Annotated in this window: 22 protein-coding genes; 18 read left to right on the top strand and 4 right to left on the bottom strand. The window is 66.2% G+C overall.

The features are described from left to right. From AC1DFC_RS23425 to AC1DFC_RS23340, 18 genes are all read left to right on the top strand, one after another. The coding region (locus AC1DFC_RS23425; protein ID WP_478180065.1) for a beta strand repeat-containing protein at positions 1-4,592 on the top strand (4,592 nt) is incomplete at its 5' end. A gap of 52 nt (positions 4,593-4,644) precedes the next feature. Continuing rightward, a complete protein-coding gene (locus tag AC1DFC_RS23420) occupies positions 4,645-6,357 on the top strand; it encodes a type I secretion system permease/ATPase (RefSeq protein WP_007828148.1) in 1,713 nt (570 codons plus the stop codon). A gap of 61 nt (positions 6,358-6,418) precedes the next feature. After that, the gene (locus AC1DFC_RS23415) at positions 6,419-7,756 is read left to right on the top strand and encodes an HlyD family type I secretion periplasmic adaptor subunit (RefSeq protein ID WP_007828149.1); all 1,338 of its coding nucleotides are present in this window, start codon (positions 6,419-6,421) and stop codon (positions 7,754-7,756) included. 564 nt (positions 7,757-8,320) lie between these two features. After that, positions 8,321-8,617, top strand: a complete 297-nt coding sequence (locus AC1DFC_RS23410) for a site-specific integrase (RefSeq protein ID WP_041945469.1) — start codon at positions 8,321-8,323, stop codon at positions 8,615-8,617. Between the two features lie 86 nt (positions 8,618-8,703). Next, a complete protein-coding gene (locus tag AC1DFC_RS23405) occupies positions 8,704-9,099 on the top strand; it encodes a DUF2946 domain-containing protein (protein WP_080515733.1) in 396 nt (131 codons plus the stop codon). An 89-nt stretch (positions 9,100-9,188) separates the two neighbouring features. After that, a complete protein-coding gene (locus tag AC1DFC_RS23400) occupies positions 9,189-9,449 on the top strand; it encodes a hypothetical protein (protein WP_012747190.1) in 261 nt (86 codons plus the stop codon). Then, the gene (locus AC1DFC_RS23395) at positions 9,446-9,640 is read left to right on the top strand and encodes a hypothetical protein (protein WP_012747191.1); all 195 of its coding nucleotides are present in this window, start codon (positions 9,446-9,448) and stop codon (positions 9,638-9,640) included. The genes AC1DFC_RS23400 and AC1DFC_RS23395 overlap by 4 nt, the downstream gene beginning before the upstream one ends. Next, positions 9,637-11,808 carry a TonB-dependent siderophore receptor gene (locus AC1DFC_RS23390; RefSeq protein WP_012747192.1) on the top strand — a complete coding sequence of 724 codons (2,172 nt, stop codon included), beginning with the start codon at positions 9,637-9,639 and terminating at the stop codon, positions 11,806-11,808. The genes AC1DFC_RS23395 and AC1DFC_RS23390 overlap by 4 nt, the downstream gene beginning before the upstream one ends. A gap of 11 nt (positions 11,809-11,819) precedes the next feature. After that, complete coding sequence (locus tag AC1DFC_RS23385; protein WP_208856293.1) at positions 11,820-11,990, top strand: hypothetical protein; 171 nt, start codon at positions 11,820-11,822, stop codon at positions 11,988-11,990. Positions 11,991-12,005: 15 nt separating this feature from the next. Continuing rightward, positions 12,006-12,644 carry a DJ-1/PfpI family protein gene (locus tag AC1DFC_RS23380; RefSeq protein WP_478079940.1) on the top strand — a complete coding sequence of 213 codons (639 nt, stop codon included), beginning with the start codon at positions 12,006-12,008 and terminating at the stop codon, positions 12,642-12,644. 41 nt (positions 12,645-12,685) lie between these two features. Next, positions 12,686-14,770: a TonB-dependent receptor gene (locus AC1DFC_RS23375; RefSeq protein WP_041945651.1), complete on the top strand. Its 2,085-nt coding sequence runs from the start codon at positions 12,686-12,688 to the stop codon at positions 14,768-14,770. After that, positions 14,770-16,188, top strand: coding sequence for a PepSY-associated TM helix domain-containing protein (locus tag AC1DFC_RS23370; protein WP_012747194.1), 1,419 nt, complete (start codon positions 14,770-14,772; stop codon positions 16,186-16,188). Before AC1DFC_RS23375 ends, AC1DFC_RS23370 begins: the two co-directional genes overlap by 1 nt. A 220-nt stretch (positions 16,189-16,408) precedes the next feature. Next, a complete protein-coding gene (locus AC1DFC_RS23365; RefSeq protein WP_080515734.1) occupies positions 16,409-16,780 on the top strand; it encodes a hypothetical protein in 372 nt (123 codons plus the stop codon). A 101-nt stretch (positions 16,781-16,881) separates the two neighbouring features. Then, a complete protein-coding gene (locus AC1DFC_RS23360) occupies positions 16,882-19,050 on the top strand; it encodes a TonB-dependent siderophore receptor (protein WP_012747195.1) in 2,169 nt (722 codons plus the stop codon). Position 19,051: 1 nt separating this feature from the next. Beyond that, on the top strand, positions 19,052-20,608 hold the full coding sequence (locus AC1DFC_RS23355; protein ID WP_012747196.1) for an ABC transporter substrate-binding protein: 1,557 nt from the start codon (positions 19,052-19,054) through the stop codon (positions 20,606-20,608). 8 nt (positions 20,609-20,616) lie between these two features. Continuing rightward, positions 20,617-21,594 carry an ABC transporter permease gene (locus tag AC1DFC_RS23350; RefSeq protein WP_478180064.1) on the top strand — a complete coding sequence of 326 codons (978 nt, stop codon included), beginning with the start codon at positions 20,617-20,619 and terminating at the stop codon, positions 21,592-21,594. Beyond that, complete coding sequence (locus AC1DFC_RS23345; RefSeq protein WP_012747198.1) at positions 21,591-22,427, top strand: ABC transporter permease; 837 nt, start codon at positions 21,591-21,593, stop codon at positions 22,425-22,427. The genes AC1DFC_RS23350 and AC1DFC_RS23345 overlap by 4 nt, the downstream gene beginning before the upstream one ends. Further along, positions 22,424-23,827, top strand: coding sequence for an ATP-binding cassette domain-containing protein (locus AC1DFC_RS23340; protein ID WP_012747199.1), 1,404 nt, complete (start codon positions 22,424-22,426; stop codon positions 23,825-23,827). The genes AC1DFC_RS23345 and AC1DFC_RS23340 overlap by 4 nt, the downstream gene beginning before the upstream one ends. A 218-nt stretch (positions 23,828-24,045) precedes the next feature. Here the strand turns inward: AC1DFC_RS23340 and AC1DFC_RS23335 are convergent, their stop codons facing one another. The 4 genes from AC1DFC_RS23335 to panD form a co-directional block, all read right to left on the bottom strand. After that, positions 24,046-24,219, bottom strand: a complete 174-nt coding sequence (locus tag AC1DFC_RS23335) for a hypothetical protein (RefSeq protein WP_167313222.1) — start codon at positions 24,217-24,219, stop codon at positions 24,046-24,048. A 26-nt stretch (positions 24,220-24,245) separates the two neighbouring features. Further along, positions 24,246-24,395, bottom strand: coding sequence for a hypothetical protein (locus AC1DFC_RS23330; RefSeq protein ID WP_208856296.1), 150 nt, complete (start codon positions 24,393-24,395; stop codon positions 24,246-24,248). A gap of 130 nt (positions 24,396-24,525) precedes the next feature. Further along, positions 24,526-25,809: a hypothetical protein gene (locus tag AC1DFC_RS23325; RefSeq protein WP_012747201.1), complete on the bottom strand. Its 1,284-nt coding sequence runs from the start codon at positions 25,807-25,809 to the stop codon at positions 24,526-24,528. A 339-nt stretch (positions 25,810-26,148) separates the two neighbouring features. After that, the gene (panD, locus tag AC1DFC_RS23320; RefSeq protein ID WP_012747202.1) at positions 26,149-26,550 is read right to left on the bottom strand and encodes an aspartate 1-decarboxylase; all 402 of its coding nucleotides are present in this window, start codon (positions 26,548-26,550) and stop codon (positions 26,149-26,151) included. Positions 26,551-26,889 lie beyond the last annotated feature (339 nt).

Genomic DNA, 26,889 nt, shown 5'->3' with positions numbered 1-26,889 from the left:
CTGCAGTCTCGTCCGACGGCACGGCGAGCCAACTCGTGACGGTAACGATCACCGGGACCAACGACGTGCCGGTGATCGGCGGCGTCGCCAGCGGTGCGGTGACCGAGGATGCCTCGATGCCGAACCTCAGCACCAGCGGTGCGCTGACGATTGCCGATGTAGACCAGGGGCAGTCGAACTTCACGCCCCAGGCCGGCACCGGCGGCAGCAACGGCTATGGCAGCTTCACGCTCGCGGCCGATGGCAGCTGGACCTACACGGCCGACAACAGCCAGGTGGCGATCCAACAACTGGGTGCAGGGGAGTCGATCAATGACAGCTTCACTGCGGTGTCGTCGGATGGCACCGCCAGCCAAGTGGTGACGGTGACGATCACCGGCACCAACGACGTGCCGGTGATCGGCGGCGTCGCCAGCGGTGCGGTGACCGAGGATGCCTCGATGCCGAACCTCAGCACCAGCGGTGCGCTGACGATTGCCGATGTAGACCAGGGGCAGTCGAACTTCACGCCTCAGGCCGGCACCGGCGGCAGCAACGGCTACGGTAACTTCACGCTCGCGGCCGACGGCAGCTGGAGCTACACGGCCGACAACAGCCAAAGCGCGATCCAACAGCTCGGTGCAGGTCAGTCGATCAGCGAGAGCTTCACCGCGGTGTCGTCGGATGGCACCGCCAGCCAAGTGGTGACGGTGACGATCACCGGGACCAACGACGTACCGACGATTGGTGGTGTAGCCAGCGCTACGGTGCAGGAAGACGTTGCTGTGTCCGGTGGGAGCCTCGCGGCCAGCGGCGCGCTGACGATTGCCGATGTGGATGCGGGCCAGTCGAACTTCGCGCCCCAAGTGAGCGCCGCGGGCAGCAATGGCTATGGCAGTTTCACGCTGGCGGCGAATGGCAACTGGACCTACGCGGCCAACAATGGCCAAGTGGCGATCCAGCAACTGGGCGCCGGTCAATCGATCAGCGAGAGCTTTACTGCAGTCTCGTCCGATGGAACGGCCAGTCAAGTGGTGACCGTGACGATCACCGGGACCAACGACGTGCCGGTGATCGGCGGCGTCGCCAGCGGCGCGGTGACCGAGGATGCCTCGACGCCGAACCTGAGCACCAGCGGCGCGCTGACGATTGCCGATGTAGACCAGGGGCAGTCGAACTTCACGCCCCAGGCTGGCACCGCGGGTAGCAACGGCTACGGCAACTTCACGCTGGCGGCCGACGGCACTTGGATCTATGCGGCCGACAACAGCCAAAGCGCGATCCAACAGCTTGGCGCAGGTCAGTCGATCAGCGAGAGCTTCACCGCAGTTTCCTCCGACGGCACAGCCAACCAGCTCGTGACCGTGACCATCACCGGCACCAACGACGTGCCGGTGATTGGTGGCGTCGCCAGCGGCGCGGTGACCGAGGATGCCTCGATGCTGAACCTCAGCACCAGCGGTGCGCTGACGATTGCCGATGTGGATGCGGGCCAGTCGAACTTTGCGCCCCAAGCGAGCACGGCCGGCAGCCATGGCTATGGCAACTTCACGCTGGCGGCGAATGGCAACTGGAGCTTCACGGCCGACAACAGCCAAAGCGCGATCCAGCAGCTCGGTGCGGGTCAGTCGATCAGTGACAGCTTCACCGCCGTGTCGTCCGATGGGACGGCCAGCCAAATGGTGACTGTGACCATCACCGGCACCAACGACGTGCCGGTGATCGGCGGCGTCGCCAGCGGTGCGGTGACCGAGGACGTATCGACGCCGAACCTGAGCACCGGTGGTGCGCTGACGATTGCCGATGTGGATACGGGCCAGTCCAGCTTCGCAGCCCAGGTTGGCACTGCCGGAAGCAGCGGCTATGGCAACTTCACGCTCGCAGCCAATGGCAACTGGACCTACACGGCCAACAATGGCCAAGCGGCGATCCAACAGCTCGGTGCAGGTCAGTCGATCAGCGAGAGCTTCACCGCGGTCTCGTCCGACGGAACGGCCAGCCAAGTGGTGACGGTAACGATCACCGGCACCAACGACGTGCCAGTGATCGGCGGCGTCGCCAGCGGCGCGGTGACCGAGGATGCCTCGACGCCGAACCTGAGCACCAGCGGTGCGCTGACGATTGCCGATGTCGATCAGGGCCAGTCGAACTTCGCGCCCCAAGCGGGCACTGCCGGCAGCCATGGCTATGGCAACTTCACGCTGGCGGCGAATGGCAACTGGACCTACGCGGCCAACAATGGCCAAACGGCGATCCAACAGCTTGGCGCAGGTCAAACGATCAGCGACAGCTTCACTGCAGTCTCGTCCGACGGAACGGCCAGTCAAGTGGTGACCGTGACGATCACCGGGACCAACGACGTACCGACGATTGGTGGTATGGCCAGCGCTACGGTGCAAGAAGACGTCGCGGTGTCCGGTGGCAGTCTCGCGGCCAGCGGCGCGCTGACGATTGCCGACGTGGATGCGGGTCAGTCGAATTTTGCGCCTCAAGCGAGCACCACCGGCAGCAATGGCTACGGCAGCTTCGCATTGGCAGCCGACGGCAACTGGACCTACACGGCCAACGACGGCCAGACGGCGATCCAGCAACTGGGCGCCGGTCAATCAATCAGCGACAGCTTCACCGCAGTCTCGTCCGACGGCACCGCCAGCCGGGTTGTGACCGTGACCATCGCCGGCACCAACGATGCCCCTGTACTGAATGCTGCCGCGACACCCGCCCTGGCGTCGGTCAACGAGGATGCCGGCGCGCCGGTCGGTGCCGTCGGGACGCTCGTATCGAGCCTGGTGAATCTGAATCCGCCGGCCGGCGGCCTCGACAACGTGACCGATGCGGACAACGGCGCCATCACCGGCATCGCGTTGTCGGGGGTGAATGCCTCCAACGGAAGCTGGTGGTATTCCACCAACGGCGGCGCCAGCTGGGCAGCGGTGGGTGCGGTGTCGGACGCGTCCGCGCTGCTGTTGGCCGCGGACGCGAACACGCGTGTCTACTTCCAGGCGAATTCGAACTTCAATGGGACAATCGGCAATGGCGTCACCTTCCACGCCTGGGACCAGACGAGCGGCACGGCAGGCACCACGGCCAGCACCGTGACGAATGGAGGCAGCTCCGCGTTCTCGAGCGCCACCGACACGGCGAGCATCACCGTCAACGCGGTGAACGACGACCCGGTCGCCGCGACCGACAGGGTCATCGTGTCCAGCAGCACGCTGGTCACGCTGTCGGCGAGTTCGCTGCTCGGCAACGACACCGACATCGACGGTCTTGCCTTGACGATCACAGGCGTCAGCGGCGCGGTCGGGATTTCGGGCCTGACCCTGGACGCCACCAACGGCACGATCAGCTTCACCAGCGGCAGCACGGCGGGCGCCGCGGCCGGCAGTTTCCAGTACACCGTGTCGGACGGGGCCGGCGGCACCGCCACGGCAACGGCGACGATCGATGTCATGGCCGTGTCCAACGGCAACGCAGCCGACACGATCGATCTCAGCGCGGCCGGCACCTACCAGGCCTCCTTCATCGATGGCCGCGGCGGCGCCGACAACCTGACCGGCGGTGCGGGCGGTGACGTCTTCATCGGAGGCAGCGGCAACGGAGCCGACACGCTGCTCGGCTCTTCCGGCAACGACCTCCTGATCGGTGGCGACGGCAACGACACCCTGTCGGGCGGTGCCGGCAACGATGTGCTGCGAGGCGGCCTGGGCAGCAACGACTCGATGGATGGCGGTGCCGGCACCGAGGACCTGCTCGACTTCTCGGATGGGACCGTGGCGGTCAATTTCACGCTGGTCCAGAGTGCCGTATCGACCAGCATCGTCAACGGCACCGGCGGACTCGGTAACAACGACACCTACCAGAACATCGAAGGCGTGATCGGAACGGGCCTGGCCGACACCCTCACCGGCAGCGCCTCGAACGACATCATCCGCGGTGGTGCCGGCAACGACACGCTCGATGGGGCAGGGGGCACCGGTGACCTGCTCGACTTCTCGGACGGCACCGCCGGGCTCACGTTCACGCTGACGCAAAGCAGCAGCCCGACGAGCTTCAATGCCAGCGCCGCCGGGCTTGGCACCGACAGCTACAGGAACTTCGAGGGCGTCATCGGCACGGCCTTCGCCGACACGATCACCGGTTCGGCGTCGAACGATCAATTGCGCGGCGGCGGCGGCAATGACGTGATCAACGGCCTTGCGGGCGACGACCGCATCGTCGGTGGGGCCGGCGCCGACATACTCACCGGCGGCGCGGACAACGACACCTTCGTCTTCGACTCGGCACCCAATGCTGTGGATTCGATCACCGACTTCGATGCGTCGGGATCGGCGGCGAGCGGCGACCTGATCGAGCTGTCGCGCGGCACGTTCACGGCCCTCACGACTGCGAGCGGAAGCACGCTGTCGGCGGCCGAGTTCGCGTCCTTGAACGGCGGTGGCGCGGGAGACGTGGTGGGGGCGGGCGTGCACGTGATCTACGACAGCGCGACGGGCAACCTGTATTACGACGCCGACGGCCTGGGCGCCGCCAACCGCACGCTGGTGGCGACGTTGACGCTGAGCAATCCGGCCGACACCTTCGACAGCAACGACATCAAGGTCGGGCTGTGAGAAACCGCCCGCCGCCCGCGGGTGCGGGTGGCGGCACAAGAGAGAAATCGACATGAAGCCTCTTCTCCAGCTTCTCGAGCGGCCGCTTCTTTTCGTTGCGGGCTTCTCGTTCTTCGTGAACCTGCTGCTGCTCGCCCCCGCGCTTTTCATGCTGCAGGTTTTCGACCGCGTGCTGACGAGCCAGAGCCGGGAGACGCTGCTGGTGCTGCTGATCGGCGTCGCCGTGGCGCTCGGCCTGATGCTGATGCTGGACTACCTGCGCAGCCGGCTGCAGGGCGTCGCGGGCAATCTGATCGCCGACCAACTGTCTCCGGTGGTGGCCAAGGTCATGCTGGCCCGCACGGCGCGGCGCGCCGAGCGCGTGCCTTCCGAAGGCTTGCGCGACGTCGCGGCGCTGCGCAGCCTGTTTTCCGCCCAGGGCCTGCTGGCCCTGTTCGATGTGCCATGGACATTCGTCTATGTCGCGGTCATCTGGATGGCGCATCCGATGCTGGGCATGGCCGCCGCCGCCGCGTCGGTGCTGATGCTCATCCTTGCCGTGGTGAACGACCGCATCACGCGCCGCGACATCGAAGCCCTGCAGAAGGACGCTGCCAGGGCCACGCGCTACCTCGAATCCTCGATGCAGAACGCGGAGCTGGCGCAATCGCTCGGAATGGGGGAGGCGGTGATCGGGCGCTGGCGGGATCTCAACGCCGGCGTCGCCGCGCGGCAGGGGCCGACCGCGCGCAAGTCGGTGGCGATGGCTGCGCTCACGCGCACCACGCGCCAGGCGGTGCAGGTCCTGTTGCAGGCACTGGGTGCCTACCTCGTCATCACGGGCGAAGGCACGCCGGGCATCCTGGTGGCCTGCACCATCCTGCTCGGCCGGGCGCTGGCGCCGGTCGAACAGGTGGTGGGGAGTTGGCGCGTGCTGGCCGAGGGGCGCCTTGCCTTCGCGCGCCTGTCCGAGGTGCTGGGTGCCGCCGAGCGGCAGCCGCAACGCATGGCGCTCCCGGCGCCGAGTGGCCGCCTGTACGCGGAGGGCCTCGTGTTCCGGCCTCCGCAGGGCGAGCGGATGATCCTCGCGGGCGTGTCGCTGAGCCTGGAGCCCGGCGAGTCGCTGGCCATCACCGGCCCCAGCGGTGCCGGCAAGTCGACCCTGGTGCGCCTGTTGACCGGCCTGTGGCGACCGCATGCAGGTGTCGTACGGCTGGACGAGGTCGACCTCGCGCAATGGCCGCGCGAAGAACTCGGCCCCTGGCTCGGCTATGTGCCGCAGGATGTCGAGCTGTTCGCCGGCACCGTTGCCGACAACATCGCGCGGCTGGGCGAGGTCGATGCGGACAAGGTCGTGCAGGCGGCACAGCGTGCCGGCGTGCATGCGCTGATCCTGGCGTTGCCCGAGGGCTACGACACCGTCGTCGACAACATGGGCGTGATGCTGTCGCCGGGCCAGCGCCAGCGCATCGCGCTGGCGCGCGCGCTCTATGGCAACCCGAAGCTGCTGGTGCTGGACGAGCCCAACTCCAACCTGGACGGGGCGGGCGAACTGGCGCTGGGCGAGGCCTTGAAGGCGCTGCGCGGGCAGGTCACGGTGGTCGTCGTCACGCACCGCAGCGCGCTGGTGCAGCATATGGACAAGCTCCTGGTGTTGGAGGCCGGCCGCGTCAAGCAGTACGGACCGGCGGCGGAGGTGATGCAGACGATCAGGCGTTCGGGCCAGAACACGGGCAGCGCCCAGGTGGTGATGATGCCGTCGCGCCCTGCGGAGAAGGTGTCATGAGCGCCGCGCCGGGCCGCCCCAAGCAAGCTCGCACCGCAGTGCGCAGCACGGAGGTTGTCCGATGAATCACGCGGCGCATGCCATCGCGGCCAACGACCCTCTCGCGCTGCATGTGCGCGAAGCGCGCCGCCTGATGCACTGGGGCCTGGCCGTGCTGGTCTGCGGATTTCTGCCGGCCGCCGCGTGGCTGGGCTTCGCGCCGCTGTCGTCCGCCGTGGTGGCGCAGGCCTATGTGAAGGTGGACCTGAACCGGCGCCCGGTGCAGCATGCCGAAGGCGGCATCGTGCGCGAGGTCCTGGTGCGCGACGGCCAGCATGTGCGGCTGGGCGAGCCCCTGCTGGTGCTGGGCGACGTCTCGGTCGATGCCGACAGGAACCGGCTGGACCACCGCGTCAAGACCGAGCGCGCCAGCCTCGCGCGGCTCGACGCGGAGCAGACCATGGCGCGCACGATCACCTTCGCTCCCGACGTGGTCGAGACCGCGGCGGCCGACCCACGCCTGGCAGCGCAACTGGACAAGGAGCGCGCGCTGTTCGAGGCGCGGCGCGATGCGCTGGTGGGGCAGGTGCGCCTGCTGCGTTCGCAGCGCGAGAAGGTGGCCGAGGAGATCGGCGCGCTGCGCGCTCAGATCATGCAGGCGAGCGAGTCGATGAAGTTCCAGAAGAACGATCTGGAGACCAACCGCAAGCTGCTCAAGGATGGCTTCATTTCGGCCACGCGCATCGCGCAGCTCGAAGGCACCGTGGCCGACTACGGCGTGAAGATCGAGGAGCGGCGCGCGGAGCTGGCGCGCGCCGAGCAGCGCACGGTCGATGCCGATCTGCGCATCCGCTCGCTCGAGAGCGACTACCGCCAGCAGGCGAGCGACCAGCTCAAGGTCACGGCGGCGCGACTGGCCGAGATCGAGCAGGAGCGGCGCAAGTCGGCCGACGCCTCGGCGCGCCAGGTGATCACGGCGCCGGCCAGCGGCGAGATCATCGATCTGAAGTATTCGACGCCCGGCGCGGTGATCCCGCCTCGCGAGACCATCGCCGACGTGGTGCCGGACGACACCCGCCTGGTGACCGATGCGCGCGTCCGCCCCGAGGACATCGGGCGGATTCAACGCGGGCAGCCGGCCGACATCCGGTTCACGGCATTCAAGTACCGCACCACGCAATTGGTGCACGGCAAGGTGATCTATGTGTCGGGCGACCGCCTGGTCGACCATGCGACCGGCGCTCCCTACTACTCGGTGCTGGTCGAGGCCGACCCGGCTTCTCTCGCGACGGCGGGAGACCTGAAGCTGCTCGCCGGCATGCCTGCCGAAATCTACCTGCGGGGAGAGGAGCACACCGCGCTCCAGTACATGGTGGAGCCGATCACCCAGGTGCTGCGCCGCGCCGCGCGCGAGCGTTGATGCGCCGCAGCCCTGCGTGCGGCGGCGCTGGCGCAGGGGGCAAAATGCGGGCATTCGCCGTGCGCGCCTTGCGCTTGAAAAATGTTCTGCTGCTTCGGCGGGACCTGAAGCGGCAAGTCATCGTTATCTATGGACACTGAACACACCTGGGCCGGCCGCTTGTCGGTCGCGCCGATGATGGATAAATCGGAAACCTGAGGAAAATCAACTACTTAGGGGCGTCCGTGTGCAGTGCGTGTGCACCAGTATTGGCAAATTGGAAGCCAACGCCCTAAGTGCCGGAGCCGTGAAGAACTGAGATGCTCATGGGTGGCGGTCCCTCTACGCACCGGCAGCCCGTAGTGAGTGAAGACCTGCACCAGGTGCGGCTGCACGCTGTCGATGCTCACACCTGGGCAGGCCCTCAGCGCGAGATTGAAGCGCGAATGGTCGTCCAGTATGTTCAGCGGATAGCAGCGTGCTGCAGCCATGCCGAAGTCGCCCTTGAAGTCGATCTGCCACAAGGCATTGGGCTGGGTGAAAGCACGCCGCTGGTGATGACGCTGATCGCCCCGATCAAAGCCGATGGCACGAAGCGTCGTTCACGAACTCGCCAAGGGGGTGATGCACGCAGCCGCGACAGCGCTGCGCCAGCGCGGTCCCGACTTCCAGGCAGCGGCAACTCATCTCGAGCAGGCGTCGACGCACTGGATTCGCCACACTGCCGGAAGCCATCTGAGCGAGAAACTCGACCTAAAAGTGGTCCGCGACAACCTGGGTCACGCCAACATCAGCATGACCAGCATCTACTGGCACACCGAAGACGATGCCCGTCACGATGCGACGACGGCAGGGCACCGAGTTGGCTGGCGCACGCCGTAAGTCAGTACCGGGGCGGCGGTTTGTTGTCTGGGGCGACGTGCTTTGTCCCCCAGTCGTTGTCATTTCTAGGCATCTACAATCCGGCCATGCGCGTCGGCCACCGCTTCAGAAAACTTATCTCATGGATCGCCTGCTTGGCGGTCCTGATGGGTTCCGTCGCGCCAGTGCTGTCGTACGCATTCCAGCCGTCGCAAGGCGGCGCGGGCTGGGTCGAGGTCTGCACGGCCCTGGGTCAACAGCTGGTGCATGTCGATGGCGCAGCAGCCGAACCGTCGAATAGCAAGCAGGCCGACGATCACGCGCGGGCGCACTGCCCCTATTGCTCGTCGCATGCGGTGCAACTGGGCCTGCCGCCCGCATCCTCGCCTGTACTGTTCGTGCCGACCTTGCACTATGGCCTGCCCGCACTCTTTCGCGCAGCACCGCGCACCTTGTTTGCGTGGTCGACTGCACAGCCCCGCGCGCCTCCGCGCATCTCCTGAAATCCAAAGCCTTCCGCTGCCGGCGTTGACGCCTGCCAGCGGATCTTTTGCATTTCGCCGGACCGACGTGTTCGGCTTCAGGAGTTTCCATGTCCTACGTCGAGCGTGCGTTGCGCGCTTTGATGCATTTGAATGTCGGAGCGACCCTCGGCCTGGCCGCTTGGTTGCTGTGGGCCAACTGGCGTGTGGCGCTGGAGAGCGCCCAGAGAACAGACAGCGCCGTGCACCGTACAGGCTCCGCCGATGCGGCGTGCCAGTGCCTGTTCCTGAAACCCGTTCTGACCACCACGCAGCAGCGTGATGTCGAGCGCGTGGCACAGGCCGGCAATTCGGCCGTGGCTGCGCCATGAACCTCCTCTCTGACGACGCCTTCTATTGGCGTGAAGTCGATGCGGCCTTGCGCCCGTGGGTCGGCGTCGCGGTGCTGTTCGGCGCTGCTTGCGCGGCGGCACTCACGTTGACCGGCGCTGCCGCCCCGCAGTGCAACCCCGCTTGCGGCGCCTACGTTTTCCACCCCATCGCGCAGAGACATACCCCATGAGAAGCATCTTCCGCCTCCAACCACTGGCCGCCGCACTGTGCACAGCCGGCCTGAGCTTCGGTGCTGGCCCCGCGCTCGCGCAGAGCAGCGCGCAGCAGAGCCTGCCCCCGGTCACCGTCAGCGCCGACCGAGACAGCTACCAGGCCCCCGAGAGCGCGACCGCGACGCGCACCGACACCCCCTCGCTGCAGAACCCGCAAAGCACGCAGACCGTGCCGCTCTCGGTCATTCAGGACCAGAGTGCCTTGACCCTGGGCGACGCCCTGCGCAACGTGGCCGGCGTGCAGTTCGACTTCGGCTTCAACGGCTCGGCGCAGCCGCTGGCCATCCTGCGCGGCTTTCCGAGTGCCTCGATGACGGCCATGGGTCCGATGTCCGGCAGCTCCAGCTACTACATCGACGGAAGCAAGGTCACCGGCGTACCGATCAACATGGCCAACGTCCAGTCGGTCGAAGTGATCAAGGGTCCGTCGAGCGTGCTGTACGGCCGCGCCGAACCGGGCGGTCTCATCAACGTGGTGACCAAGCCGATCAGCAGCGTGCCGGCGTTCAGCTTCGAGCAGACGGTCGGCCAGTACGGGCTGTCGCGCACCGGCATCGAGGCCTCGGGGCCGGTCAATGCGGACGGCACCGTGCGAGCGCGCGTGGCCGCCTCGTACTACAACGCGGACTCCATTCGCGACTACGTGACCGACAAGCTCGGTGCCTTCACCGGCAGCCTGGCCTGGGTGCCGGATGCGCGCACCAGCGTGACCGCAACCATCGACTACAGCACCCAGCGCTACCGCACCGACTACGGCGTGCCCGCCGTGGGCGACAGGCCGGCCAACCTGCCGTGGTCACGGCAGTTCAACGATTCGCCCACGCTGTCGGGCACCAAGACCACCAGCTTCAAGATCGAGGGCTCGCACCAGCTGTCGGACACCTGGCAGGTCAAGGGCAAGGTGCTGAGCGTGCGCGGCGACACCTCCGAGATGGACGTGACGCCCTACCGCGTCGACCTGGGCGCCGGCATGTCGCCGGGCGACACCTGCTCGGGCTCGGGCAACCCGATGTGCCGGTACTACTACTACGCGCGGCCCAAGGGCAAATACAAGCTTGACCAGTTCAACGTCGACCTCATCGGCAAGTTCGACACCGGCGGCGTCAAGCACACGGTGCTCATCGGCTTCGACACCTACAACGGCCGCAAGAGCGGCACCGCGTACTTCCAGCAACTGTCCGCGGTGGACATCTACAACCCACTGCTCGGTGCAACGCCGAGGCTGGACACCGCGATGTCCTCGCCCCTGGACATTCGCGACCAGAACCGCTGGACCAGCGTGTACCTGCAGGACCAGTTGGCCTTCGGCAACGGCGTGTTCCTGACCGGTGCGTTGCGCCACGACCGCACCAGCGCCGTGTACGCCAGCGATGCGACCACGCCGCCGAACAAGGCCTCGTTCACCACGCCGCGCCTGGGCGCCGTGTGGCAGTTCGCGCCCAACCAGGCGGTGTATGCGCAGTACCAGGACGCCGTTTCGGCCAACAACGGCCGCGACGCCGTGACCCAGGCGGCGCTGAAGGCGGAAAAGGCCAGCCAGATCGAGATCGGCCACAAGATCGAACTCTTCGACGGCAAGCTCAGCTCGACGGTGGCGCTCTACCAGCTCGTCAAGCGCAACCGCGCCGGGTCGGTGCCCATCGACACGGCGCCGTTCTACAACACCGTCACCATCGGCAAGGCGCGCTCGCGCGGCCTGGAGTGGGACGTGTCGGGCGAGATCACCAAGCGGCTCTCGCTGATCGGCTCCTACGCCTACACCGACACCAAAGTCACCGAAGACCCAACCTACGAGGGCAAGCAACTCGCGAACGTCGCGCGCCACACGACCAGCCTCTGGGCACGCTATGCCTTCGACAGCCAGTGGAGCGGCGGAGCGGGTGTGTTCGCGCAGAGCCGGCGCCAGGGCGATGTGGGCAACACCTTCCAGTTGCCGGGCTATGCGCGTGTCGACGCGATGCTGGCCTACCGCTTCGCGTTGGGCAGCGCCAAGGCGGCGCTGCAATTCAACATCGACAACCTCTTCGGCAAGAAGTACTACACGGGCAGCCATCAGTTCGTCTCGGACTGGATCAAGCTGGGCACGCCGCGCACCGCCAGGCTGACGCTGCGGCTGGACTACTGAAGAGGAACGGCATGACCATCGAACGCAGATCATTCCTTCGCACCGCCGCGGCCGCCCTGGCCGCTTCCCCCTGGCTGGCCGGCGCGGCCGAAGACAAGGCCTCGCCGGTGACTGCCTCGCACGACATGAGCGCCATGCCCGCGCACTGGACCGGCAAGGAGCAGATCGGCATGCTGCTCTAACCGGGGTTCACCGCGCTGGATTTCGTGGGTCCGCAATACATGTTCGCGGGACTCGTGGGCGCGACGGTGCACCACGTCGCCAGGACCATGGCGCCGGTGACCAGCGACACCCACCTGTCGATCTCGCCGACCACGACGCTCGCGCAATGTCCCGCCGAACTCGACATCCTGTTCGTACCGGGCGGCAGCGAGGGCACACTCGCAGCGCTGCGCGACGAAGAACTGTTGCGCTTCGTCGCGCAGCGCGGCGCCAGCGCGAAATGGGTGACCAGCGTGTGCACCGGGTCGCTGGTGCTCGGTGCGGCCGGGCTGCTCAAGGGCTACAAGGCGACCTCGCACTGGGTCGCACGGCCGCTGCTGATGGACGTGGATGCCATCCCCGTGGACGCGCGCGTGGTGCGCGACCGCAACCGCATCACTGGCGCCGGCGTGAGCGCCGGCCTGGACCTGGGCTTGAGCATGGTCGCCATGCTGCGCGATCGGCCCTATGCCGAGACGATGCAGCTGCTCGCGGAGTACGCCCCCGAGCCGCCCTTCAACGCCGGCACGCCGCGCACTGCCGCGCCGGCGGTCAAGGCCATGGTGGACGACATGTTCAAGGACTTCCTGGCGCAGACGCGCTCGGCGCTTTCCTCGACGCCGAGCTTGAAATGAAGCCAAGCGACGAGATCAACTTCATGAACTACACGAATTCAATGCGCCGCAGGCTCCTGGTCAACTCCTTCAAGCTCGGCCCGCTGCTCTGGGCACCGACATGGGCCTTCGCAGCCGATACGCCCGATCAGGCCGTCTTCGCAGCCCCCGTTGCCGCACAGACCGATAAGAACACGGACAGTTCCGCACTCACGCTGGGCACCGTCAACATCCAGGCCACGGCCAGCGGACCGCTGTCCGCGCGGCAGGTGTTCAGTTCGGTCGACATCTTGGGCGCCAGCGTGCTGGAAGACCAGCACGTCGACTACAGCTGGGAATTGTTCTCTCGCGCACCGGGTGTGCAGGTCACGCAGTTCAAGCAAGGCACCGACGCGGGGCGTTTCTCGTTCCGCGGCTTCAACGGCGAAGGCCGCGTCAATGCCGTCAAGCTGCTGATCGACGGCATCCCGAGCAACGACAACGCGGGCGGCATGCCGTTTCTCGATGCGGTGTTCCCACAGGACATCGAGGCCATCGAGATCGTGCGCGGCACCAACGACCCACGCTATGGGCTGAACAACATCGCGGGCAACGCGAACGTCATCACGCGCACGGGTGGCAACCAGGGGCGCGCAAGCCTCACCCTCGGCAGCTTCGGCACCAAGGAGGTCGAGATTTCCAAGGGCATCGAGAGCGGCAACTGGAGCCAGAACTATTCGCTGGCCTACCGCGATTCGGACGGCTACCGCGACCATGCCGACGCGAGGAAGCTGGCCTTCTCGGGCAAGTGGTTCTACACCAGCGACGACGGTCGCTGGCGCGCCGGCGTCATCGCGCGCTACTACCGCAACAAGGCGCTGGAGTCTGGTTACCTGAGCTACGACCAGGCCATGAGGACGCCGCGCAGCTCGCCCGCGTATGCATCGGCCGACCGCGGCGAGCGCGAGACGGCGCAGCTCAGTGCGCACCTGGACGGTGAACTGACGAACACCCTCTCATGGTCGACCAAGGTCTATGCCAACCAGTACGAGAACCGGCGCTGGGTGCGCTTCTCCGCAGCGAGCGCCCAGCAGGAGCGCTACAACGACGAGAAGCAGCAGGGCGCGATCACCTCTTTGACCTGGCGGCCCCAGGTCGGCTGGGCGCACGAGTTCACGCTGGAAGGCGGCCTCGACGCGCAGTGGCAGCACAACCTCGGCCAGCGCTACCGCACCACCGAGCGCGTGCGCACCTCGCAATTTCGCGACTGGGATTTCGATCTCGACACGCAGGGGGCCTATGTGCAGGCGGTGATCCGTCCGGTCGAGGCCTTGAAGATCGTGCCGGCCTTCCGGGTCGACCACGTGGGCGGCCAGTTCACCGACCGGCTCGGCCGCACCACCTCGCCGGTGCATGACTACGGGCTCATCCAGCAGCCCAAGATCAGCGTGGCCTATGCGCTGAATCCGCAGGCGAGCCTCTACGCCAACTGGGGCCGCACCTTCCAGATCGGCACCGGCATCGATGCCTACCGAACGCAGGCGCGCAACCTCCAACCGTCGATCAACGACGGCTGGGAGGCCGGCGTCAAGTTCAATCCGCTGCCATGGCTCGACGGGCGTGTCGCCTATTGGGAGCAGCGCGCATCCGGGGAAGTCGCGCGCGTCCTGGGCGTCGACGGGCTGCCGGACCCGGGTGGCCTGGGCAACGTCGGCAAGACGCTCAGGAAGGGCTTCGACATCCAGCTCAATGCCAAGCCGAACGCACGCACCACGGCCTGGATCGCCTATTCGCACCAGGGGGCCCGCATCACGGCACCGGACCCGAGCGCACCCGCCACGCGCGGCAAGGAGATCGAGAACGTGCCGCACTACCTGGTGTCCGCCGGCGTGGACTACCAGGCGAGCGACAAGCTCAAGCTCTCCGGCTGGGCCAACGCGCAGGGCGACTACTACGTGGAGCGCACCAACACCTTGGGCCGCTTCGGACGCTATGCGCTGCTGAACCTCGGGGCCACCTACCGCGTGTCTCCCACGATGGACGTGAACCTGCAGATGAAGAACGTGACCAACCGCAAGTACGTCTATGCCTGGTACGACAGCGGCTCCTCGGGCTACTCGCCCGGCGACGGCCGGGGTGTGTACGCCAGCCTGAACATGAGGTTCTGATGACCGCACAAGCCTTGCCGCGCCAGACGGCACCCTTCGTTGCCGGCAGCCTCTACCGCGCCGTGTGGCGCTGGCATTTCTATGCCGGTCTGCTCGTGCTGCCGTTCCTGATCTGGCTCGCGCTGACCGGCGGTCTGTTCGTCTTCAAGCTGCAGATCGACGGGTATTTTCACCACGATCTGAAGTTCGTGCAGGCGAGGCAGGGACCCGCGTTGGCGCACAGCGAACTGGTCGGGGCCGCACTGGCGGCCCACCCCGGCACGCTGCGCAAGTACACGCCGGCGGCCTCGACGGGCGATTCGGCGGAGGTGGGTATTGCCAGTGCGAGCGGTGAACAGCTCGTCGTGTTCGTCGACCCCTATCGCGCAAAGGTGCTGGGTACGCTACCCGAGGGCGGGAGCGTGGCCTGGACCATCCGCAAGCTGCACAGCCTCAAGTACTTCGGGTCGGTGGCGCGCGGTGCCATCGAGATCGCGGCCGGGTGGGCGATCCTGCTGGTGACGACCGGCATCTACCTCTGGTGGCCGCGTGGGCGCCGTGGCGGCGTGGTCACGGTGCGCGGGCGACCTCGCCAACGCGTGTTCTGGCGCGACCTGCATGCGGTGACGGGCATCTTCGTCGGCGCCGCGCTGGTGTTCCTGGCGTTCACCGGCATGCCGTGGTCGGTGTTCTGGGGCGCCAAGGTCAACCAGTGGGCCAATGGGCAGAACTTCGGCTATCCATCGGGTGTGCGCGTGCAGATGCCGATGTCGCAGCAGCGCTTGGCAGACGGGGCGCCCACGGCGTGGTCGCTCGAACAGGCAAAGGTTCCGCGCTCGAGTCACGAGGGGCATGAAGGCCATGAGGGACATGCAGAGCCTGGCACGGTCATGCATCCCGTGGCTGCCGAGGGCGCCCTCGGTCTCGATGCCGCGATCAGGATCTTCGAGCGGCTCGGCATTGCCCGGGGCTACACCGTGAACCCGCCCCAGGGTTCGAGCGGCGTCTACACGGCCTCAGCCTGTCCGAGCGACCTCGCGCAGCAGCGAGTGATCCACATCGACCAGTACAGCGGCAAGACGCTGATCGACATGCGCTACGCGGACTACGGCCCGGTCGCGCGGTGGCTTGAATGGGGCATCAACGTTCACCTGGGCCAGGAGTTCGGCGTTCCCAACCAGGCGGTGCTCGTGGCGGTTTGCGTGGGCATCGTGCTGCTGTGCGTCAGTGCCACGACCATGTGGTGGAAGCGACGGCCCGCAGGTGGGCTCGGCGTGCCGCCGCTGCCCTCGGACCGGCGCACGCTGTGCGTTGTGCTGGCAATGCTGGCGCTGGGCGGCATCGCCTTTCCACTGGTGGGTGCATCCCTGCTGGTCATGCTGGCGGTGGACATGTGGATAAGCGGCAGGGCTTCCAGTGCAGGACGCTCGCCAGCCTGAGGCATGTCTGCAGGAGGCGTACGCCTGTTTCGACCTGTCTCTTGTCTCGCTGCTGATGCTCGCATTGAGCGGGCGGCGAAGACTCCCGCACGATCCGATACGGCCGATGGCGTATGTATGAACTGTCCGGAAATCTTCATACTCCGCCGGCCTTGCCGTCGGACGGCGCGGGTCATGTTCGTGTCATCGTCTCGCAACAGTATGATTCTTCCCCCTCGCCATGCAGCTTCGCCCCCTCCAGCTTCAACGCCTCCTTCGACTTCTGCTGCTGGCCGTGTTCTTCAACGCGGCCATCGGCATGCCGTTGCACGAAGCCGGGCATCTGCGGCAGGCACTGGCAGGTGAAGAACGGGAAGCAGCGCTTGAAACCCGCGTGGACGCCGGATCTCTCGGCCACGACGAGGAAGCGCGCGGCCTGTGCGAATGGTGCCTTGCCTATGTGCACCACGCCACAGCACCCGCTCAGCTGCTGGCCGCGCTCGAAGTGGCGTATGCCGTGGCACTTCCACGTGCACCGCCCGGGCTGGCCTTCGTGCCAGATCCGGGCCGTTGGCCCTTCGCCTCGCGAGATCCTCCGCACGCATCGACCTGACATTCCGCCGTCCCCCCGCGGGGCTGTGACGCGTTCATTTTTCTTCATCCTGCTGCCGAGCCTGTCGAAGGCCGGCGGCATTGTCTCGTCGAGTGCCATTCATGATTGCTATCCCTTCCGAACGCGCGCACAAACGCGTTCCCCTGTTTCGCCGCCTCCCTCTCGCGCTGGCCGTCTCGGCGCTGTTTGCCGGACCGGCCATCGCCCAGTCTTCCGATAGCCCTGTCCAGGGCCAGCTGAAACCCATCGAAGTGGTCGGCCGCGGCGAGTCGGGCACGTACCAAGCCGAAGAAGCCGCCGGCGCCAAGACGGACCTGCCGCTGCGCGAACTGCCGCAATCGGTGCGCATCGTCACGCGCCAGGCCATCGACGACCTGGGGGCCACCAAGCTCGATGACGTGCTCGACTATGTCGGCGGCGTCTCGCGGCAGAACAACTTCGGCGGCCTCTGGGACAACATCGCGATCCGCGGACTGCCCGGCAACGAGAACACCGGGATGGCGACGCTGCTCAACGGCTTTTCCTCGAACCGGGGGTTCAACGCGCCGCGCGATCTGGCGGGAGTGGAGCGCATCGAGTTCCTCAAAGGCAGCGCGGCTGCGCTTTACGGCAGCAGTGAACCCGGTGGCACGCTGAACATCGTCTCCAAACGCCCATTGTGGACGGCGGCGAACTCGGTCGAGGCCTATGGGGGAAGCCAGGGCCTCAAGCGAGGCGCTTTCGACAGCACCGGCCCGATCGGCGAGAACTTCGCCTACCGGCTCAACGTGGCGGTGGAAGACCGCAACAGCTTCCGCGACTTCGTGGGCGCCAAACGAGAGGTCATTGCCCCGGCCTTCACCTGGAAGCTCGGACGCGACACGGTGCTGGAGTACGCGGGTGAGTACCTGCGCCATGCCACCCCGCTGGACCGCGGTGTGGTGGCGGTCGACAACCGGCTTGGCGCCATTGCGCGCAACCGCTTCCTCGGCGAGCCGGCCGACGGCGACGTGACAGTCAAGAACCAGACGCACCAGTTCATCCTGTCCCATGAATGGAATTCCACGTGGCGCAGCCGGGTAGGCCTGTCGTACCGCGAGACTTCGCTGGACGGTTTTTCCACCGAGCCGACTGCACTGCTGGCCAACGGCAACCTCACGCGGCAGCGGCGCTACCGCGACTACAGCTCGCACGACATTGCGCTGCAGGCCGAACTGCAGGGCAATGTGAAGACCGGCGCCATCGAACACGAACTCCTGTTCGGCGTGGAGAGCTTCCGCTTCAGCATGGATTCCCTGATGCTGCGGGCGAATCCGACGACCGCCAGGCCGTATGCGATCAACATCTACAACCCGGTCTACGGCCAGCTTCAGCCGGTACCCACGGCCAACACCGACACGCTGGAACGCCAGAACAATAACGCGTTCTACGTCCAGGACGCGATCAAGCTCTCGCCTGAATGGCGGCTCGTTGCGGGCGTGCGCGCCGACAACTATCGCCAGTCGCTGCTGAATCGCAGAAACAGCATCACGGCCATCCAGGAGCCCTCGTCGACCTCACCGCGCATCGGTGTGAGCTGGCTGCCGACACCGCAGTGGACTTTCTACGCCAATGCGGGCCGCTCGTTCAGGCCCAACACGGGTTCCGACTTCGCCTCGAACGGCTTTGCGCCCGAGACGGGCCGCGCGCTGGAACTCGGCACCAAGTGGGAGAGCACGGACCAGCGCATGGGCGCCACCGCCGCGCTCTTCGACATCCGCAAGCGCAACGTGCTGACCTCCGACCCCGTCAACACCGGCTATTCGGTGGCGGCGGGCGAAATCCGCAGCCGGGGCCTGGAGTTCGACTTCTTGGGCCAGGTCACGAAGAACTGGCGCGTCAATGCCAGTCTGGTGCTCAACGACGTGGAAATCACGAAGGACAACACCCTGGAGGTCGGCGGCCGGCTGCTCAACGTGCCCCGGGTCAACGGCAGCGTGCTCGCGGTCTACGAGGACGGCTTTTCCAACGGCCAGCGCTACGGCATCGGCGGCGGCTTCACCCACATGGGCAAGCGCCTGGGCCAGGCCCGCACGCAGGCTGAGGCGAACGCGGGAACTCCCGCGTTCGACCTGCCGGCCTACACCACCGCCAAGCTGGTTGCGTACTGGCGCCTCAACCCCACACTGCGTGTGACGCTCGACGTCGACAATCTTTTCGACAAGACCTACTACACGAGTTCATACAGCCGCGTCTGGGTCACACCAGGTACGTCGCGCACCTTCACCCTCGGTCTACAGGCCAAGTTCTGAGATGACATTGCCAATCCATCTGACGCGCCGCCGTGCGCTCCAACTTTGTGCGGTCGGCCCGGCCGTTGCCGCATCGGCGGGCCTGCTGGCGCAGCCGGCGCTCTCGCCGCTGCAGATCGTCGGCCCCTGGGAATTAGGGGGCCTCGCCCCGGCCAACAGTGGCTACATCTTCACGCGCATGCAGATTGCTGAAACGCTGATGGAGGCGCGCGAGGACGGCACCCCGTTGCCTGGCTTGGCTGAACGCTGGGGAGTGTCGGCCGATGGGTTGGCATGGCGTTTCACGCTGCGTGCGACAGCGCGCTTTCACGACGGCACGCCAGTGACAGCCGCCGCAGTCGTGCGCTGCCTGCAGGCCGCACGCGTGGCCCCGGCGCTGCTCAGTCTGGCGCCGATCAAGTCGCTGGACGCCGAGGGTGCAGGTGTCGTCTTGATCAGGCTGGCGTCGCCCTACGGCGGATTGCCAGCGCTGCTGGCGCACAGCAGCACGATGGTGCTCGCCCCGGCGAGCTACGGTCCCGACGGCAGGGTGCGGACCATCGTTGGCAGCGGCCCCTACCGCGTGGTGTCGCTCGCACCGCCCCAGCATGTGGAGGCGGCTGCGTTCGACGGCTACGACGGCGCCAGGCCTGCCGTCGAGCGCGTGCGTTACCTGGCGGCCGGCCGCGCCGAAACCCGTGCGCTGATGGCCGAGGGCGGACAGGCCGATCTGGCCTACGGGCTCGACCCGGCAAGCCTCGTGCGACTGCGCAAGCGCGGCCAGGTTCGCGTCGATACGGTGACGTTGCCACGCACCGTGATCCTCAAAGTCAATGCAGGTCTGCCGGCCTTGAAAGACCTGCGCGTGCGGCAGGCGCTCAGCCTGTGCATCGATCGGGCCGGCATTGCGAAGGCCTTGCTGCGTGACCCCGAGCTGGCGGCAACGCAACTCTTTCCTCCGACGCTCAAGGCCTGGCACGACCCCGCGCTGGCGCCATTGACCCACGACCCCGCCGCTGCGGCGAGGCTTCTGGCCGAGGCCGGCTGGCGACGGGCGGCCGACGGCTTGCGCGACGCTTCGGGCCAGCCATTACGCCTGTCGCTGCGGACCTTTCCCGATCGGCCGGAGTTGCCCGTCATCGCCTCCGCGCTGCAGGAGCAGTGGCGACAGGCTGGCATCGCGGTGCAGGTCGGCGTCGGCAATTCGGGCGACATTCCGCTGGGCCACCGCGACGGCAGCCTGCAACTGGGCCTGGCCGCGCGCAACTACGCCACGGTGCCCGACCCCACGGGCACGCTGATGCAGGATTTCGGGGCCTCGGGGGGCGACTGGGGCGCGATGGGCTGGACCAGCGATGCGCTGGTCAAGGCACTTTCCGAGCTTTCGCTCGGCCCATCGTCGGCCGAGCGCACGGCCAGGTTGCGCGCGCAGGTCGCGGCAGTGCTTCAGGCCGAATTGCCGGTGATCCCGATCGCCTGGTACCGCCAACAGGTGGCGGTCAGCCAGCGTGTCGCCGGTGTGAGCCTCGATCCGCTGGAACGGTCCTACCGGCTTACCGCGATGAGGTGGAACGCATGAGCAGGACCATGAATGCCGGAGTGCACAGGACCCACACGGCCTGGAGCGGCATCCTGCTGCGCCGCGGCATCCAGATCGTCGCGTTGGGTCTGCTGGTGGGCACGGTGTGTTTCTTCATGGCCCGCTCTCTGCCGGGCGACATGGCTACCCGCATTGCCGCGGGACGATATGGCTACGACCTTGTGAACAACGCGGCGGCCGATGCCGTGCGAATCGAGCTCGGACTCGACCGGCCCGTGTGGCTCGCACTGCTGCAATGGTGGGGAGAAATCGCGCGACTCGATCTGGGCACTTCATTGGTCACTGGCAATTCGGTGTGGGGCGAAGTGACGCACCAGCTGGGCGCCACCATCGATCTGGCGGTCGCTTCCGTGTTCGTGGCAGCCATCGTCGGCTTGCCGCTGGGGATCTGGTCGGGCCTGCATGCGGGTGGCTGGATCGACCGGCTCACGCTGGTGCTCGCCGTGGTGCTTCGTGCCATGCCGCCGTTCCTGCTCGCGGTGCTGCTGATGGTGCTGGTTGCGGTGCAACTCGGCGCTTTGCCTGTTGCGGGCGACGACCATGCGGGCAGCCTGCTGTTGCCGGCACTCACGCTGGGGCTGGGCCTGGCCGCAGGCCTGGCGCGCGTGACCCGGGCCTCCATGCGCGAAGCGGTAGCTTCGCCGTCCTTCGAATTCGCGCGCACCAAGGGGTTGTCGGACCGGCAAGCGTTGGTGCGCCATGGTTTGCGCCAAGCAGCGACGCCGGTGGTTGCCTATCTCGGCGTACATGCGGTGTTTCTTGTGGAGGGAGCGGTCGTGGTCGAAACCTTGTTCGCCTGGCCTGGGATCGGACATGCGCTGGTGCATGCGGTGTTCGGTCGCGACGTGCCGATGATCCAGGGGGCCGCGCTGTGCATGGGCCTGTTGTTCGTGGTGTTCAACCTGCTGGTGGATGCGGCTTGCCTCGCGCTCGACCCGCGCCGACGCATGGGGGTGACCGCATGAATGGCAGTCTGCTCGACATCCCGGCACTCACCGGCCGAGAGTCGCGGCGCGAGGTAGGGCGCCGTCGCACGGGTCTCTCCATCCTCGCGCTGGTCGCGGTGTTTTCGCTGTTCGGGCCGGCTGTGATCGGCATTGACCCGGCACGCCAGACACTTGCCGACACGCTGCTGCCGCCGGGCGCGGCTCACTGGCTCGGCACCGACGTGCTGGGCCGTAGCGTGCTCGCGCGGCTGGCACACGCGGCGCAGCTCTCACTCGGCCTCGCATTGCTCGCCGCTGTGACCGCAGCCATTCCCGGCGTGCTGCTGGGCGTTGTCGCCAGCTGGCGCGGCGGGCGCATCGAACGTGCGCTGGTCATGCTGGCCGACGCAGTGCTCTCGGTGCCGGGCCTGCTGCTGGTGCTGCTGTTCGCGGCGCTGGCGCCAGGGCGGTACTGGGCGCTCTACATCGGTCTGTCGCTCTCGCTGTGGGTCGAATACTTCCGCGTTGCCCGCGCGGCGAGCCGGCCGGTGCTCGCGGGTGATGCGGTGCAGGCTTCGCGCCTGCTGGGCTTCGGGTCGGGCTACGTCCTGCGCAGGCACCTGCTGCCCGCACTCGCTCCGGTGCTGGGGACATTGCTGGCCTTCAGTGCGGCGCAGGCCGTGCTCGCGCTTGCCGCGCTGGGCTTTATCGGCGTCGGACTGCAGCCGCCTACACCCGAACTGGGATTGATGATGATCGAGTTTCTTCCCCACTACGAAGAAGCGCCGTGGCTCATCGCAGCGCCGGTGGCGCTCCTGATGTTCCTGGTGCTCGGCATGATGCTGCTGGCCGCAGAGGGGGAAACGGCATGACCGCTTCTGTTCTGCTGGCTGTCGAGAACCTCTGCGTGCACGTTGGGGCCAGGCCGCTGCTGCGCAATGTGTCTTTCAAACTTCGCGCAGGCGAAGTGCTGACGCTGCTCGGCGAAAGTGGTGCTGGAAAATCGCTGCTGGCGCAGGCCGTGATGGGTAACCTTCCGGCTGCATTACGCGCTGGTGGTTCGGTCACATTGGACGGCATCGAAAGCCGTGCCGAGGACGCCCGCGTGCGTCGCCCGCATTGGGGCCGCACGCTCGCGTTGCTGCCCCAGGAGCCCGCGATGGCGCTGGATCCGCTGATGCGCATCGCGCCTCAGTTGGCCGAAACGCACGAGCTGGTTCGCGGCGCGGCCTTCGAAGCGGCAGGGGCTGCCGCCGTGAGCGACCTGAGGACGGCGGGATTGGCTGCCTCCGCGCGGCAGTATCCGTGGCAGCTCTCCGGCGGCATGGCGCAGCGTGCTGCCGCAACGGTCGCCAGCGCGGGCGGCGCGCGCATCCTGCTGGCCGACGAACCCACCAAGGGCCTTGATGGGCATTGGCGCGATCACACCGTTGCGATGCTTCAGGCGGTGCAGCGTGCCGGTGGCTGCGTGGTGGTCATCACGCACGATCTGCGCGTTGCGCAGGCTCTCGGTGGGCAACTGATTGTTCTGCGCGCTGGCGAAGTGGTGGAACAAGGTGACTCAGCCACCATTCTGGCGAGTCCGCAGCATGCATTCACGCGGCGGTTGGTCGAGGCCGATCCTGCGCATTGGCCCAGGCGCATTGCAGCGGTCGCGGGGGCACCAGTGCTGAGTGCGCAAGACCTGTCGAAAGGCTTCGGTGGCAGATCGTTGTTCGACAGCCTCGACCTGCAGATTCACGCCGGCGAGCGTTTCGTGGTGCAGGGGCCCAGCGGGACCGGCAAGAGCACGCTGGGTAACGTCCTGCTGGGCCTGCTGCCGGCCGATCGGGGCGTCGTGCGTCGTGCCGAAGGCCTGGCTTCGACCGCTTTTCAGAAGCTCTACCAAGACCCGGTCGGCTCGTTCGCTCCCCGCATCAGCCTGGAAAATTCACTGCGCGATGTTGCTGCACGTCATCGTTGTGCGTGGTCGACCGTGCTGCAGCAGCTCGAACGGCTGGGCGTGCCCGCCGACCTGCTGGCACGCCGGCCAGCAGAAGTCTCCGGTGGCGAGTTGCAACGCGTCGCGCTCGCGCGCGTTCTCACCGTGCGGCCAGCGCTGGTCTTTGCCGACGAGCCAACGTCGCGATTGGATCCGGTGTCCCAACAGGAAGCGATGACTGTCCTGCTCAATGTTCTGGAGGAGCGCGGTGCCGCGCTGATGTTAGTGACGCACGATGACGATATTGCGAATGCCGTCGGAACGAATCGATGGAGGTTCGCAGAGCCCTGAATTCCCGGCCATCATCCGCGCGCTAGCCTTACTTGGTGGTGTAGCTGCTGGGCGCTGTGCGGGCTAGGATTCTTACTTCAGATCGACCCTGCCTTGTGGGAGTTTTGCGCTATTGGGGGGCATCGAACGTACTGCTTACCCTCGATTTCCTCGAGCGCTGACGCTCAAGGATGTTGGATTCCGCCGATCTCCAAATCTAGGGTCAGAGATTGGCGGAATCAAACAGCCAGCGCATTGTCCAGCTCCGAAACCCTCTCGCAGACTCCCGCGGCGTATATCTCCGCGGCCGACGCAGGAAGCGTCTTGTTCTCGGATCCGATCTCGGCGAGTCCCTTCTTCAGGTACCTCGTGATGAACGGCCTCAGGATGTGAAGGCCGGGATGGTCCGTCAAGTCCCAACGGTGCTCTTTTGGAATCACTAGCTGCCTCCTGATCGGATGACGGTCAGCATGCGCAAGCAGGCGCCGCTGGCACGCCAAGCACGGCTGATGAGGCCAAGGTGAGCGAAGTAGGTGCTGCCGAAGCCATGGCGGTTCCTGCAGTCATCAAGCTTGTTCTCGATGGTCACGAACATTTCTGCTGCAGCGAAGTGGGCCGCCCTGCGGCAGGCATTGGACGACCAGCTCTGAGCCTTCCAAAAAGGAAGGCATCCTTCAACCCTGAGTGCAGCGCCCCCACCATCAACGCTCCTTTGACGGCTAGTGCCAGACGCCAAGCGAGCGCTCTGCAGCGCCCAGGTGCCTCGCGAGCGCGCCTCCGTAAGCCTTGAAGGCGAACTCCTGCAGAAGCAGCCCGCGAAGCTTGCGCATGTCCTCTTCCAAAGCGCTCCGCTGGGGCCAATCAGGACGGAGGATCGGTTTTACCGAAGTGTTGCTGATCTCGTAGATAGCCAATACCTCAGCATCGGACACGTCTTCCTCGGCCGAGGTCCTCATAAGGAATTCGCGCAGCACATCGCGCACGGATTCGAGATGCGTCTTGATCCCGGCCCGCCGGCGACAAAGGCTGATCAGCTTGTTGAGCAATAGCCCCGCTTCTCTGTGAAACGTGAGCGGAGGTCTCGCGGGATCGTCGTGCTGCATCCGAGCGCGCGGTACTGGCTTGGCCTTGGGGATTGGCTGCCCCGCCAGAGGACTGTTGAAGCGCGGCGTCGCAGTTGCAGATTCCCCCGCCCAATGATCTGCCGTGCACAGGGGGATTCCGTCGACTGCTGCGACTAAAGGTTTCACGGGCACGCCACTGAAGGCGTGACTGATGAAGTAGATCTGCGATCCACTCTGCTGGAGAGGGTTGTACATGCCTCGCCAAGTGGCCTTGGCGATGACCTGCAGATGGCTGATGGCCCATCTTTCTCGCTCTTGCTCCTCGCGCTCGCCGATGGCCCGCTTATACGGCTCGTCCACGAACAGGTAGCGTCGTGTCGCGGGATCGAACCATACGCTGGGATGATCGGAATGCGGGATGCAGTTGCGCGAATTGCCGCTGGGATAGACGCGGCTGTAACTGGCGGAAGGCCGCAGTCGGGTGGCATCCATGAACTGGAAAACCCGGGCTGCAGCGCATGCGTGTTCACGAGCTTCCATTTGCCCGCTGCAGTAGTGCTTGCCTTCCAGATGGTCGGAGGCCATGGGCTGTAGGTCGTACAGTGAGCGGTTGTGGGCCAACTGTTGAGCCGTGATCAGCGATGTCCAGGCAGCCGAGAGCTGAATCGTGAGGGTCTCTCGGCCTCGCTCGCCGCTCTCCTTGTCCTTCCAGTAGAACGTAAGAAAAAGCGGATACAAGTCCGACCGCGCATCCGCCAACGGTGTTGCGGCGACATGAACTGCCAACATTCGCTGGGCGTGGGCATAGTTCTGGAAACGGGCAGTCTGGGCCGCGCTGTCGAGGGCCGCAGCGTGAGAGGCGCCGGTCGCGTGCTTGATCTGTCGGGCGAGGCTCTTGATGCCGCCAATCGATGAGGGGACAGGGGAATTCATGAACATGACAGTTCTCCACGGTCCACATCGAAACGTCACCCGCTACCGTCTCCACATGGACCTTGAGAAAAGGCATGTCAGGAGTTTGATGAATCGAAGGGCAATACTCTCGGAGCTTCGCTGCTGCGGGCGGCGTGCCTTTGCCAAAGGCGAAGCGGCATTATCTCGTTTTCCTTAGGGCTTCGCAAACGCACGCGAAACCGTCCAGCGACAGCCCGAAAAGCGTTCACGGCAAAACAAGCGGGGGGAGGCTGCCGGCGAGGGCCAAGATCAGATCCTCGATCAGGTGTGGGAACTCTAGCGAACCTCTGATCCACTGCGCAGGTCGTGCGCAGTGGGCCCGCCTTAAACCGTTACAGGCTTGTTAGCAGTGGCCTGCACGGGAATGTGGGCGCGTTCTTCCTTGATGCGGTTGGCGCTGTCCACGAACACCAGCTTGGGCTTGTAGCCCGCCACTTGGTCTTCGGGCACCAGGCCGAAGGCCGCGATGATGATCAAGTCGCCCACAGAGGCCCGGCGCGCGGCCGAGCCGTTGACCGAGATGATGCCGGTGCCCCGCTCGCCGCGGATCGCATAGGTGACGAAGCGCTCGCCGTTGTTGATGTTCCAGATGTGGACCTGCTCGTTCTCGGCCAGGTTGGCGGCATCCAGCAGGTCTTCGTCGATGGCGCAGGAGCCTTCGTAGTGCAGTTCGCAGTCGGTGACGGCCACGCGATGGATCTTGGACTTGAGCAGGGTGCGGAACATGGAACGGACTCTTTCTCTCTACGAAAAGGTGGATCAGTCTGGCGTCCATCGATGAACACACCAGGATGAAGGGCGCCGCAGGCGCGGTGAGCGAAGGATAGTCGAGCCGCCGGTGGCGTCCGCGCTCGCAGCCTCCATCCTTGCGATCTCCGGCCCTTCAGGCCTGCGCGCTGCGCTTGCCGAGAGGCAGGGAGGATGGTGGATGGGGTTGGCTTGCTGTCCCTCTCATCGTTGCACGCCGTTCTCGCCGTCAAGGTCTGCGCGCAATGGCATTGCGCTTGCGTCCTGGCGGCCGTCTTCGAACCCTGACAGCTGCGCTGCGGCGTGCCGGTTTCGGTC

The sequence above is a fragment of the Variovorax sp. 10L421 genome, assembly GCF_056395365.1.
The sequence above is the reverse complement of the archived record's forward strand: the minus strand, read 5'-3'. Positions and strand labels throughout refer to the sequence as shown.

What these genes read in the sequence shown, in the direction of transcription:
- AC1DFC_RS23420 (WP_007828148.1), top strand. Translation starts at nt 4,645, where the DNA reads ATGAAGCCTCTTCTCCAGCTTCTCGAGCGGCCGCTTCTTTTCGTTGCG.
- AC1DFC_RS23415 (WP_007828149.1), top strand. Translation starts at nt 6,419, where the DNA reads ATGAATCACGCGGCGCATGCCATCGCGGCCAACGACCCTCTCGCGCTG.
- AC1DFC_RS23410 (WP_041945469.1), top strand. Translation starts at nt 8,321, where the DNA reads ATGGCACGAAGCGTCGTTCACGAACTCGCCAAGGGGGTGATGCACGCA.
- AC1DFC_RS23405 (WP_080515733.1), top strand. Translation starts at nt 8,704, where the DNA reads ATGCGCGTCGGCCACCGCTTCAGAAAACTTATCTCATGGATCGCCTGC.
- AC1DFC_RS23400 (WP_012747190.1), top strand. Translation starts at nt 9,189, where the DNA reads ATGTCCTACGTCGAGCGTGCGTTGCGCGCTTTGATGCATTTGAATGTC.
- AC1DFC_RS23395 (WP_012747191.1), top strand. Translation starts at nt 9,446, where the DNA reads ATGAACCTCCTCTCTGACGACGCCTTCTATTGGCGTGAAGTCGATGCG.
- AC1DFC_RS23390 (WP_012747192.1), top strand. Translation starts at nt 9,637, where the DNA reads ATGAGAAGCATCTTCCGCCTCCAACCACTGGCCGCCGCACTGTGCACA.
- AC1DFC_RS23385 (WP_208856293.1), top strand. Translation starts at nt 11,820, where the DNA reads ATGACCATCGAACGCAGATCATTCCTTCGCACCGCCGCGGCCGCCCTG.
- AC1DFC_RS23375 (WP_041945651.1), top strand. Translation starts at nt 12,686, where the DNA reads ATGCGCCGCAGGCTCCTGGTCAACTCCTTCAAGCTCGGCCCGCTGCTC.
- AC1DFC_RS23370 (WP_012747194.1), top strand. Translation starts at nt 14,770, where the DNA reads ATGACCGCACAAGCCTTGCCGCGCCAGACGGCACCCTTCGTTGCCGGC.
- AC1DFC_RS23365 (WP_080515734.1), top strand. Translation starts at nt 16,409, where the DNA reads ATGCAGCTTCGCCCCCTCCAGCTTCAACGCCTCCTTCGACTTCTGCTG.
- AC1DFC_RS23360 (WP_012747195.1), top strand. Translation starts at nt 16,882, where the DNA reads ATGATTGCTATCCCTTCCGAACGCGCGCACAAACGCGTTCCCCTGTTT.
- AC1DFC_RS23355 (WP_012747196.1), top strand. Translation starts at nt 19,052, where the DNA reads ATGACATTGCCAATCCATCTGACGCGCCGCCGTGCGCTCCAACTTTGT.
- AC1DFC_RS23350 (WP_478180064.1), top strand. Translation starts at nt 20,617, where the DNA reads ATGAATGCCGGAGTGCACAGGACCCACACGGCCTGGAGCGGCATCCTG.
- AC1DFC_RS23345 (WP_012747198.1), top strand. Translation starts at nt 21,591, where the DNA reads ATGAATGGCAGTCTGCTCGACATCCCGGCACTCACCGGCCGAGAGTCG.
- AC1DFC_RS23340 (WP_012747199.1), top strand. Translation starts at nt 22,424, where the DNA reads ATGACCGCTTCTGTTCTGCTGGCTGTCGAGAACCTCTGCGTGCACGTT.
- AC1DFC_RS23325 (WP_012747201.1), bottom strand. Translation starts at nt 25,809, where the DNA reads ATGTTCATGAATTCCCCTGTCCCCTCATCGATTGGCGGCATCAAGAGC.
- panD (WP_012747202.1), bottom strand. Translation starts at nt 26,550, where the DNA reads ATGTTCCGCACCCTGCTCAAGTCCAAGATCCATCGCGTGGCCGTCACC.